The sequence below is a fragment of the Streptomyces sp. NPDC045956 genome (assembly GCF_056430705.1).
On the sequence record NZ_JBWKKZ010000014.1, the window covers coordinates 121,908 to 133,457 of the forward strand.

7 protein-coding genes are annotated in these 11,550 nt (G+C 74.0%); 4 read left to right on the plus strand and 3 right to left on the minus strand.

Translation table 11 applies throughout. From position 1 onward, the window contains the following. Positions 1-7: 7 nt before the first annotated feature. Positions 8-2,647 carry an SUKH-4 family immunity protein gene (locus tag AC07FV_RS30860; RefSeq protein ID WP_479090806.1) on the plus strand — a complete coding sequence of 880 codons (2,640 nt, stop codon included), beginning with the start codon at positions 8-10 and terminating at the stop codon, positions 2,645-2,647. A 167-nt stretch (positions 2,648-2,814) separates the two neighbouring features. Beyond that, a complete protein-coding gene (locus tag AC07FV_RS30865) occupies positions 2,815-3,705 on the plus strand; it encodes a cellulose-binding protein (protein ID WP_479090807.1) in 891 nt (296 codons plus the stop codon). Between the two features lie 65 nt (positions 3,706-3,770). Here AC07FV_RS30865 and AC07FV_RS30870 read toward each other — a convergent pair whose 3' ends face one another. The 3 genes from AC07FV_RS30870 to AC07FV_RS30880 all read right to left on the minus strand — a co-directional run bounded on the left by AC07FV_RS30870 (position 3,771) and on the right by AC07FV_RS30880 (position 7,583). Continuing rightward, positions 3,771-5,381, minus strand: a complete 1,611-nt coding sequence (locus tag AC07FV_RS30870) for a sodium/solute symporter (RefSeq protein ID WP_479090808.1) — start codon at positions 5,379-5,381, stop codon at positions 3,771-3,773. After that, positions 5,378-5,821 (minus strand): DUF485 domain-containing protein, encoded by a 444-nt coding sequence (locus tag AC07FV_RS30875; protein WP_479090809.1) that lies wholly within the window; start codon positions 5,819-5,821, stop codon positions 5,378-5,380. The genes AC07FV_RS30870 and AC07FV_RS30875 overlap by 4 nt, the downstream gene beginning before the upstream one ends. 202 nt (positions 5,822-6,023) lie before the next feature. Beyond that, positions 6,024-7,583 (minus strand): MFS transporter, encoded by a 1,560-nt coding sequence (locus AC07FV_RS30880; protein ID WP_479090913.1) that lies wholly within the window; start codon positions 7,581-7,583, stop codon positions 6,024-6,026. 491 nt (positions 7,584-8,074) lie between these two features. Between AC07FV_RS30880 and AC07FV_RS30885 the strand changes: the two genes are divergently transcribed. After that, a complete protein-coding gene (locus tag AC07FV_RS30885) occupies positions 8,075-8,863 on the plus strand; it encodes an ABC transporter ATP-binding protein (protein WP_383647741.1) in 789 nt (262 codons plus the stop codon). Beyond that, positions 8,860-11,424: an ABC transporter permease gene (locus AC07FV_RS30890; protein WP_479090810.1), complete on the plus strand. Its 2,565-nt coding sequence runs from the start codon at positions 8,860-8,862 to the stop codon at positions 11,422-11,424. The genes AC07FV_RS30885 and AC07FV_RS30890 overlap by 4 nt, the downstream gene beginning before the upstream one ends. Positions 11,425-11,550 lie beyond the last annotated feature (126 nt).

Below are 11,550 nucleotides of genomic sequence, written 5' to 3' on the forward strand. Positions count from 1 at the left end.
GCTGGCGATGGTGACGTTCGCGCAGGCGCAGGAGCGCGCGGAGGAGTGGGTCAACGGCGAGGTGCCGTCGTACCAGCACCGCGAGGTGCGGGTGCGGGAGTTCGACCTCGGCTTCGTGGTGTGGGCCGAGGACCGGGCGGACGGGCCGCGTTCGGACGGGGGTGCGCAGCGGCTGGTGATCGCGCGGGACAGCGGTGAGGCGACGTTGTGGCCCGGGCTGCCAGTGGGCGAGGTCATCCGCCGGTACGAGGAGGAGTACGGCCGTCCGGAGGAGGCCGCGGAGCCGGTGCCGGCGCCCGCGGCGCGGGTGGACCTGAATCAGACGTCGTTCCTGCTGAGTCCGCCGGAGTGGTTGCAGGAGGCGGCGGACAAGCTGGGTATTCCGGATCGGCGGCAGGGGGGCGGCGCGGCCGCCGCCGGTGCCGACGCGGGGCCCGGGGCGCTGCCCGAGACGCAGGCCGGGGTGCCGACGGCGCCCGCGCCGTCCGCGTTCCCCGCCGCGCCGCCGGCTCCCGCGGCCTCGGCCGACGCGCAGTCGAGCGGTGCGGTGTGGCCGGCCGCCGGGTCCGGTGGTGCCGGCTCGTCCGCGGCGGGAGCGCCGGCCGGGGCGACGCCCTGGGCGGGGACGGACACCAACGCGGACGCCGGTGAGGACCGTTCGGTGCCGCTGCCGGAGACCGTGTTCGCGCCGCCGCTGAGCAGCGTCGACCGCGACGTGCCGCCGCCCGCGGCGACGCCGGAGGCCAAGACGGCGCTGCTGTCGGGGGGCAGCGGGCTGCCGCCGACGGCGGTCGCCCCGGCGATCGAGGACCCGAACGCCTCGGCCGCGCCCGCGGGAGCGGGTACGCCGCCGCCCGCGTCGCCGCCGCAGCCGTCGGCGGGCACGGGTGCGGGTGCGTCCGGCACGCCGGACCGGTCGCTCTCGCCGGACGCGGGGGACATCGCCGACGCGGCGACCAGCAAGGCGTCGCCGCCGCCGCGCCGGGGCGGTGGTTCCACCACCCCGCCTCCGCCGAGCGCGCCGGGCGTGCCGGGCGTGCGCCCCGGAGGTACGCCGCCGCCGTCCGCGCCGGGAGCGCCGGCGGGTGGTTACGTGCCGACGCAGCTGGTGTCGTCGCTCGGCCCCGAGGGTCCGGGCAACGGCCCCGGTACGCCGCCTCCGCCGAACGCGCCGCAGCCGCCCGCCGGTCAGGGTGCGCCGGGGACGCCGCCTCCGCCGAGTGCGCCCGGCGGCACGCCCCCGGGCGGGGTGCACCACGCCGCCACGATGCTGGCCGACCCGGGCCGGACGGGTGGCGGTGCGCCGCGGCAGCCCGGGCCTCCCGCGCCGCCCGCGCCTCCGGGTGCGCCGGGCGGCCCCGGGGTGTCCGGCGGTCCGGGCACGCCTCCGTTTTCCGCGTCTCCGGGTGGGCCGGGTACGCCGCCGCCCCCCGTGGCTCCGGGTGCGCCGGGCCGCCAGGGTTCCTCCGGTGGCGCGGGCGGTGCCGTGCACCACGCCCAGACCGTGCTGGCCGCGCCCCCGGTGGGCGGCCCGGGTGCGCCTCCGCCGCCGCCCGGTGCTCCGGGCGTCCCCGGCGCCGCACAGCCCATGCCGCCCGGCGCCATGCCTCCGCCCGGCGGGCCGGTGCCCGGGCAGCCGCCCGCGTACGGCTACCCGCAGCCGCCCGCCGGTCTGCCGACGGTCGGCCCGGGTTACCAGGCCGTGCTGCGGTACCGCGCCCATGACGGCTCCGAGCAGCAGCTGATCCGGCGTTCGGCGCCGGGTACGCCGCACCCGGAGTGGCAGATCTTCCACGAGCTGCGCGCCATGAACGTGCCGCCGGACCAGGTGCTGGAGCTGCACACGGAGCTGGAGTCGTGCGAGCTGCCGGGCGCGTACTGCGCACGGATGATCCGCGAGCAGTGGCCCCAGGCGCGGATCACCTCCATCGCCCCGTACGGCACGGACCACGCGAGCCGGCAGCAGGGCATGCAGCAACTACTGGAGCATCAGGGCGAGTTGCACCAGGTGGCCGACGGGCCGGCCCGGCCGGCGCCGGTGCGCGCCCCGCTGCCGCCCGTGCAGCCGGTGCCGCCGGTGCCGCCGGAGGTCATCGGGCAGGAGCTGGGCGGCGCGTTCGGTCCGGGGGTCTTCCGGTTCGAGCAGGCCGCGGTGTCGCGTCAGGGTGTGCCGCCGGTCGTGGCGCACACGCTGGTCGCGGCGGGCCTGCCGATGGACATGGGCCCGTTCTTCTGGGCGCAGGCCCAGCCGGGCCGACCGGTGCCGACGCTGGCGGAGCTGGCGGCCGAGCGGGGGGTGCAGCCGGCCCCGGACGCCGGTTCGTACCTCGTCGTGGGCAGTGACTTCGGCCGGGCGATCTGCGTGCAGTACGGCACGGCGGCCATCGTGGCGGTGCCGGTGGAGGCCGGTCCGGGCGGGGCGCCGGTGCCGCCGCAGTTCGTCAACACGGGGCTGCCGGAGTTCGCGCGCAGCCTGGCCCTGCTGGGCCGTATGTGGCGGCTGCGGTTCGGGCTGAACCAGGAGCAGGCGGGCCGCTGGACGGTGGACTTCCAGGCTCAGCTGGCCGCGCTCGACCCGGCGGCGCTCGGCTCGCCGGAGAGCTGGTGGTCGGTGCTGCTGGAGCAGATGTGGGACGGGCTGCTGTGACGGTTCGTCACCGCTGACGCGTCCGTCGGGTGGGGCCCGGTCGTCCTGAGGGGCGACCGGGCCCCACCCGTTTGTGTGCGGTGTGTCGCATTATGTTGGGTTACGCCCGATCCATAAAGTCGGTCGGGTCCATTCAGTGCGGCAGGTTCACCGCAGGGGTGATGAGCATGAGCAGCGCATCGGCGTCTCCGCACGACTTCGCGACCGTACGCGGGTGGGACCGCGGTTACCGTCCCGAGCAGGTGGAGGCGTGTGCCGCGGCCCTCTCCGAGGAGCGCGACGCGGCCTGGGAGCGGGCGGCCCGGCTGACCGTGCTCGCCCGGGAGATGGGGGAGGAGCTGGCGGAGCTGCGGGAAGCGGCCGCCCACCTCACCTCGCAGGACTACGCGGCGCTCGGAGAGCGGGCGCGGCGCCTGTTCCTGCTCGGTCAGGAGGAGGCCGAGGCCGTACGGGAGGGGGGCCGGGGTGCGGCGGAGCGCCTGGCGGAGGAGGCGCGGGCGTACGCGGCCGGCCTGCACGAGGCGGCGCGGGCGCACGCCGACGCCGTGCGGGCCGAGGCCGACGAGCGGGCCCGGCAGCGGCTGCTCGCGGCGCGTGCGGAGGCCGACGAGGTGCGCGTCGAGGCGCGGCGGGAGGTGCGGTCGGGGCGTGCGGAGGCGCTCGCGGCCCTGCGGGAGATGCGCGGGCGGACCACCGGGATGCTGGCCGAGCAGGACGGGGAGCACGCCGGGCGGCGTGCCGCGGCCGAGCGCGAGCACGACGAACGGGTGCGGGCGCTGGACGCCCACCACGCGGAACTGGTGGCCCGCGCCGAGCAGGGCGTGGACGAGGCGCGGCGGGCTCTGGCCGCCGCCGAGGAGGCCGCGACGCGGCGGCAGGAGGAGGCCCGGGCCCGGGCGGCCGAGGTGCTCGCCGAGGCCCGGGCGCGGCAGGAGCGGATCGCCCGTGAGACGGAGCGGGTGCTGCGCGAGCACGGGGAGCGGTGGGACGAACTCCAGGCCCAGATGGCTTCCGTGCGCAGCAATCTCAGTTCGCTGACGGGGCGGGCGGTGGAGTGAATGGGGAGTGAGTGCGGGGTGAGTGGGGGGCCGGCTCCCGGCCGCGGCTCCGGGAGCCCCGCGCCTCACTCGCCCCGGCGGACCGCTCCGGCCAGGATCCAGCCCTCCACGGCCTCGTAGGCGCGGCGCTGTTCCTCCGCCTTGCGCCGGCCCGACAGCACCGTCCCCAGCCAGCCGAAGGCGAAGCCGAGCGGGATGGTGACCAGGCCCGTGGTGGTGAACGGGAACCAGTTGAAGTCGGCGTCGGGGAAGGCGGAGACGGGTGAGCCGGAGACCAGGTTGGTGCCCGGCATCAGCAGCAGGACGGCCAGCGAGCCGCCGATCAGGGTGCTGAGCAGTCCGGTGCGGGTGTAGCGGCGCCAGAAGAGGCCGTAGACGAGGGCGGGGGCGAGGGCCGAGGCGCCCAGGCAGAAGGACAGGGTGACCAGGGGCTGGAGGCTGCGGTGCTGGACGAGGGTGGCGAGGACGATCGCGGGGACGCCCACCGCCAGGGCCGAGACGCGGGCGAGGGTCATCTCGCGGCGCGGTGACAGTTCCCGTACGCGGGCGGCGAACACGTCGTGGGCGAGGGAGTTGGCGCAGGCGAGGATCATCCCGCCGACGGAGGCGAGCAGGGTGAGGAAGACGGCTGTGGTGACCGTCGTGAACAGGAACGTCTCCGCCGCGGAGACCTGGGCGCCGAACGCCGCCTGGGAGCCCAGCAGGTAGGCGGTGTTGCCCTGCGGGTCGACGCCCATGACGGTCTCCCGTCCCACCAGGGCCGCCGCGCCGAAGCCGACGACCGTGATGACCAGGACGAACAGCGCCACGGCCGACACCGCCCAGGACATCGAGCGGCGCACCTGGCGGGCCGAGGACGCGGTGTACATGCGCATGGTGACGTGGGGGAGGCAGGCGCCGCCGAGCACGACGGTCAGGTGCGCGGTGACCATGTCCAGCTCGGGGTGCGGTCCGCCCGCGAACTGGAGGCCGGAGTTCAGGAACGCCTCGCCCGCACCGCTGCGGTCCGCCGCCGCGTCGAACAGGGCGCCCGGGTCCCAGTCGAAGCGGTTCAGGATCAGTACGGTGACCACGGCGCCCGAACCGAGCAGCATCACGATCTTGAGGATCTGGATGAGGGCGGTGCCCTTCATCCCGCCGATCGCGGCGTAGCTGATCATCAGTACGCCCAGGCCGACGATGCAGCCGGTCTCCAGCGACTCGCCGGAGAAGCCGAGGACGAAGGCGAGCAGTTGGCCGGCGCCCGCGAGCTGTACCAGCATCAGCGGGAGCAGCGCCGCGAGGGTCACCGCGCAGGCGGCGACGCGGACGCCGCGTCCGGGCATCCGCCGGGCGAGCGCGTCGCCCATGGTGAAGCGGCCCGCGTTGCGCAGGGGTTCGGCCAGCAGGAACATCAGCAGCATCAGCGACAGGGCGGTGCTGAGCGCCAGGACGACGCCGTCGTGGCCGAAGAGCGCGATGACGCCGCTGGTGCCGAGCACGGTCGCGGCCGAGATGTAGTCGCCGGCGATCGCCAGGCCGTTGCGCATCGGGGACAGCGAGCCGTAGCCGGTGTAGAACTCGTCGAGGTCGTCCCGGTCGGGGCCGGTCATCACGCACAGCAGCAGCGTGATGGTGGCGACGGTGGTGAAGCCGACCAGGGACATGGTCTGGGCGTTGCCGCTGAACTCCGTCATCGTGCCGCCCCCCGCCGGGCGTCCAGTTCGGCCTCCTTGCGGATGCGGTCCGCGAGCGGGTCGACGCGCCGGCGGGCGGTGTGCTCGTACAGGGCTATCGCCAGCCAGGTGACGGGCAGTTGGACCAGGGCGAACATCAGGCCGGTGGGGATTCCGCCGACGAGGGACCCGGTCATGAGGCCGGGCACGTAGGCGGACAGGAGCAGGAACAGGGTGAAGTAGCCGAGCGCGGTGAGCGTGGCGGTGCGGCGCTGCCGGCGGTAGGCGCTGCGCAGGACCCGCAGGTCGCTGTGGTGCCCGAGCGCGGTCCGGCGCGGCGCCCGCCGGGAGGCGGGGGCGGCGAAGGGGGACGGGGCGGGGGCGTGGGACGGGTAGGGCGGTCGTGGCTGCGAGGGTGGTGGGGGCCGGTGCGGGTACGACGGGGACGGGTCGTAGGACATCCCGGTTCTCCTTGCGCGGCTCGGGTCCGGTGCGGCGGACCGCAGGGAGGTGGGGGGCGGCGGGCCACGCACGTTACTCGCCGGTCACGTGGGGCGCTGCGTTTTGGCCCAACTGGTCGGCCGGTATGCGCCGAGCGGTCCGACCGGGCGGTGTTACCCGCGTCGACCTGGGCTTTTCCGGGGGGTGCCGGCCCGTGGGACCTCAGTCCTTCAGTACCGGGAACCGGCGCGGCGCCACCACGAGCAGCACCAGGAACGCCAGCGCCGCCGCACCCGCGGCGCCCCAGTAGACCGCGTGCACGGCGTCGGCGATCGCCCGCCGTACGGGCTCGTGGGCGGCCCCCGAGTCCAGCGCCCGCGTCACCGAGTCGAGCGCGCCGGCCCCGTGCTCACCGGCGCCTGCCTCGACGGTCCCGTGCTCGTCGTTCCCGGGGGCGGCGCCCGTCCCGCCCAGCCGCGCCGCCAGCACCCCGTTGGCGATCGCGCCGAAGGCCGCCGCGCCGAGCGTCTGTCCGGTCTGCCGGCAGAAGAGGATCGAGGCGGTCGCGGTGCCCCGCTCCGACCAGCCGACCGTGGCCTGGACCCCCACGATGAGCGGCAGCTGGAACAGGCCGAGCGCGGCGCCGAGCAGCAGCATCAGCAGGGCCGGCTGCCAGGCCTTACCGGGGTAGGGCAGGAAGGGGAAGGCGAACAGGAGCAGGGCCGCGGCGCCGATGCCGAGCGCCGCCGTGTTCCGGAAGCCGATCCTGCGGTACACGTGCTGGCTCAGGGCCGCCGACACCGGCCAGCTCAGCGTCCACACGGAGAGCACGAAGCCGGCCGCCACGGGCGCCAGACCCAGCACCGACTGTGCGTAGGTGGGCAGGAACACGGCCGGCGCCACCATCAGCACGCCCAGCGCGCCGAGCGCCAGGTTCACCGCGGCGATCGTACGGCGGCGCCACACCCAGCCGGGGATGATCGGCTCCACCGCCCGGCGCTCGATCACCACCACGGCGGCCAGCAGCGCGAGACCCGCCCCGAACAGGGCGAGCGAGGGCACCGACAGCCACGGCCAGGCGACCCCGCCCTGCACCAGGGCGGCCAGCAGCACACCGCCGCAGGCGAAGACGGCCAGCGCGCCCGCCCAGTCGACCCGTGCGCGCGCGGTCCGCCGCTCCCGGGCCGGCTCGTGCAGGTGACGGACGATCAGCCACAGGGCCAGCGCGCCGACGGGCAGGTTGACGAGGAAGATCCAGCGCCAGTCGGCGTAGGCGACCAGCAGCCCGCCGAGGCCGGGGCCGGTGACCGCGGAGACCGCCCACACCGTGGACAGCCTGGCCTGGATCTTCGGCCGCTCCTCCAGTGGGTACAGGTCGGCGGCGAGGGTCTGCACGGTGCCCTGGAGGGCGCCGCCGCCCAGCCCTTGCAGGACCCGGAAGGCGATCAGCGCGCCCATGTTCCAGGCGAGCGCGCACAGCAGGGAGCCGAGGAGGAACAGCGCCGCCCCCGCCACCAGGACCGGTTTGCGGCCGAAGGTGTCGGAGAGCTTGCCGTAGACGGGCAGCGTGACGGTGACGGCCAGCAGGTAGCCGGAGAAGAGCCAGGAGAAGAGGGAGAAGCCGCCGAGGTCGCCCACGATCTGCGGAACGGCGGTGGAGACGATCGTGGCGTCCAGCGCCGCCAGCGCCATGGCGAGCATCAGGGCCGCGACGACCGGGCCCCGCCGGTCCGGGCCCGTGCCCCGCTCGGCGCCGTGTGTCGCCGGCCTGGTGCTCTCCACGCCGTCCACGCCGTCCACCCGGGTGCCCTCCCTTTGCGTTCCCCCTGCATCCATCCGCCGGGATCAGCTTGCCACTCGATACCGGTGCGACGGCAGGGTGAGGCTCGGTGCGACCAAGGGGGGAGGCCTACCCCGAGACCGCCTCCCCCGGAGGGTGGACTGCCCCTAGGGGTACCTCCGTACCAGGGGTCGGGGAGGGTTCGTACCGACGGAGGACGAGACGGCCCGCGCGCGTCCTTAGTCTGGCTTTACGCCGCTGGGGGGCGGTGAACCGGACCTGCGGGGGTGGGGTTTTCCCCCGGGGAAGAGTGCGCTGAACCTCAGCGCGCCCGACCCCTGGTTCCGGCCAGACTTCTCGACGTAGCAGCGACACGTTCCCCGCACCACGTCCACGCACCACGTTGACGCACCACGTCCACGCGAAGCGGTAGCGCGCGGCGTCCACCGCCGGCACCGGCGGCCCGGACGATGACCGACATAGGAGACTTGACATGACATCGGCCGTAACCATTCCCAGGCACGGGGACACTGGAGGGCGTACGGCCGTTGCCGCGCGAGCGCGGCAGGTCGTGAAGGCCTACGGGTCGGGCGAGACCCGGGTCGTCGCCCTCGACCACGTGGACGTGGACATCGCCCGCGGCCAGTTCACCGCGATCATGGGCCCGTCGGGGTCCGGCAAGTCGACGCTGATGCACTGCCTGGCCGGCCTGGACACCGTCACCGGCGGCAAGATCTACCTGGACGAGACCGAGATCACCGGCCTGAAGGACAAGAAGCTCACGCAGCTGCGCCGGGACCGGATCGGCTTCATCTTCCAGGCCTTCAACCTGCTCCCGACGCTGAACGCGATCGAGAACATCACGCTGCCCATGGACATCGCCGGCCGCAAGTACGACCGCGCGTGGCTGGACCGCGTCGTCGAGACCGTGGGGCTCGCCGGGCGGCTGAAGCACCGGCCGAACCAGCTCTCCGGCGGCCAGCAGCAGCGCGTCGCGGTGGCACGGGCACTGGCCGCACGGCCCGAGATCATCTTCGGTGACGAACCGACCGGAAACCTCGACTCGCGGGCCGGCGCCGAGGTGCTCGGCTTCCTGCGCCGGTCGGTCACCGAACTGGGGCAGACCATCGTGATGGTCACCCACGACCCGGTCGCCGCCAGCTACGCGGACCGGGTGCTGTACCTCGCCGACGGCCGCATCGTGGACGAGATGTACGAGCCGACCGCGGACACCGTCCTCGACCGCATGAAGGACTTCGACGCCCGGGGGCGCACGTCATGACCGTCCTCAAGACCTCGATGCGCAACTTCTTCGCGCACAAGGGCCGCATGGCGCTCTCCGCGGTGGCCGTGCTGCTGTCGGTGGCGTTCGTCTGCGGCACCCTGGTGTTCACCGACACCATGAACACCACCTTCGACAAGCTCTTCGCGGTCACGTCGTCGGACGTGACGGTCCTGCCGAAGGACGCCGAGAGCGAGGAGACCCCGCAGAACGGCGTGCCCGCGGCGCTGCCCGCGTCCGCCCTGGAGCAGGTCCGCAAGGCCGAGGGCGTCGAGTCCGCCGAGGGCGCGGTCGCCTCCATGAACGTGACCGTCGTCGACGCCGACAACGACAACGTGGGCGCCACCAGCGGCGCCCCGACCATCGCCGGCAACTGGACCAAGAACGACCTGCGGTCGATGGAGATCACCTCCGGACACGCCCCCCGCGGGCCGACCGAGGCCATGGTCGACGCCGACACCGCCGACAAGCACGACCTGAAGCTCGGCGACGAACTGCGCACCATCGCGCAGACCGGCGACTTCAAGGCGAGGATCGTCGGCATCGCCTCCTTCACGGTGACCAACCCCGGTGCCGCCGTCGTCTACTTCGACACGGCCACCGCCCAGCGCGAACTGCTCGGCGCCACCGGCCGGTTCACCCAGTTCAACGTCACCGCCGCGGACGGCGTCTCCGACGCGCGGCTCAAGCAGAGCGTCTCCGGGGCCACGGACGGCACCTTCAAGGTGCAGACGGCGAAGGAGAACTCCGACGAGAACCGCAAGGAACTCGGCGAGTTCATGAACGTCATCAAGTACGCGATGCTCGGCTTCGCCGGGATCGCGTTCCTGGTCGGCATCTTCCTGATCATCAACACCTTCTCCATGCTGGTCGCCCAGCGCACCCGCGAGATCGGCCTCATGCGGGCCGTCGGCTCCTCCCGGAGCCAGGTCAACCGCTCGGTGCTGGTCGAGGCGCTGCTCCTCGGCATCGTCGGCTCGGTCCTCGGCGTCGCCGCCGGTGTCGGGATCGCCGTCGGCCTGATGAAGCTGATGTCCACGGCGGGCATGAACCTGTCCACCGACGACCTGACCGTCAAGACGGCCACCCCCGTGGTCGGCCTGGTCCTCGGCATCGTCGTCACCGTCCTGGCCGCCTACCTGCCCGCCCGCCGCGCCGGCAAGATCTCCCCGATGGCCGCCCTGCGCGACGCCGGTACACCCGCCGACGGCAAGGCCGGCTGGATACGCGGCCTGATCGGCCTGGTCCTCACCGGTGGCGGAGCCGCCGCCCTGCTCGCGGCCGCCGGCGCCGACAAGGCGAGCGAGGGTTCGATGATGCTCGGCGCGGGCATCGTGCTGTCCCTCATCGGCCTCGTCGTCGTCGGGCCGCTGCTGGCCGGCATCGTGGTCCGGGCGATCAGCGTGGTGCTGCTGCGGGCCTTCGGCCCGGTGGGCCGCCTCGCCGAGCGCAACGCCCTGCGCAACCCGCGCCGCACCGGCGCCACGGGCGCCGCCCTGATGATCGGCCTCGCGCTGGTGGCCTGCCTCTCGGTGGTCGGCTCCTCCATGGTCGCCTCGGCCACCAGCGAGCTGGACAAGACGGTCGGCGCGGACTTCATCGTCCAGGGCAGCCAGCGGATCGTCCCGCAGGCCGAGCAGGCGATGCGGGAGACACCCGGCCTGGACCACGTCACCCGCTACAAGATGCTCGACGCCACCCTGACCTCGCCCGACGGCAAGAAGGACGACGAGGGCATCACGGCCGCCGACCCGACCTACGCCGAGGACGTGAACCGCGCGACGACCGAGGGCAAGCTCGCCGCGGCCTACGGCACCGACGCCATGTCGGTCGGCTCGGACTACGCGACCGAACACGACGTGCACGTCGGCGACACGATCTCCGTCGCCTTCAAGGGCGGCGAGACCGCCCGGCTGAAGGTCGCCGCGATCACGTCCGACGACGTGGCCATCGACCAGGGCGCCCGGTACATCAGCATCGAGACGATGCGGAAGTACCTGCCGGCCGACAGCGTCCCGCCGAACACGATCATGTTCGCCAAGGCGGCGGAGGGCCAGGCGGACCAGGCGTACGCGGCACTGAAGAAGTCGATGGACCCCTACCCGCAGTACCAGGTGGCCGACCAGACCGACTACAAGCAGGAGCTGAAGGACCAGATCGGCCAGCTGCTGAACATGGTCTACGGCCTGCTCGCCCTGGCGATCATCGTCGCCGTCCTCGGCGTGGTGAACACGCTGGCCCTCTCGGTGGTCGAGCGGACCCGCGAGATCGGCCTCATGCGGGCGATCGGCCTCTCCCGCCGCCAGCTGCGCCGGATGATCCGCATGGAGTCCGTCGTCATCGCCCTCTTCGGCGCCCTGCTGGGCCTGGGGCTGGGCATGGGCTGGGGCGCCACGGCGCAGAAGCTGCTCGCCCTGGAGGGACTGAACGTCCTCGACATCCCCTGGCCGACGATCATCGGCGTCTTCGTCGGCTCGGCCTTCGTGGGCCTGTTCGCGGCGCTCGTCCCGGCCTTCCGCGCGGGCCGCATGAACGTCCTGAACGCCATCGCGACGGAGTAGCGACCGCAAGCCACCGCACACGGGGGTTGCGGGGGAGCGCCCGGCGCCGGAAGTCCTGAGGACTCCGGCGCCGGGCGCTTTCGCGGTGCGGGGAGGGCGGCGGGTCCGGTGTGCTTCGGGTGTCTC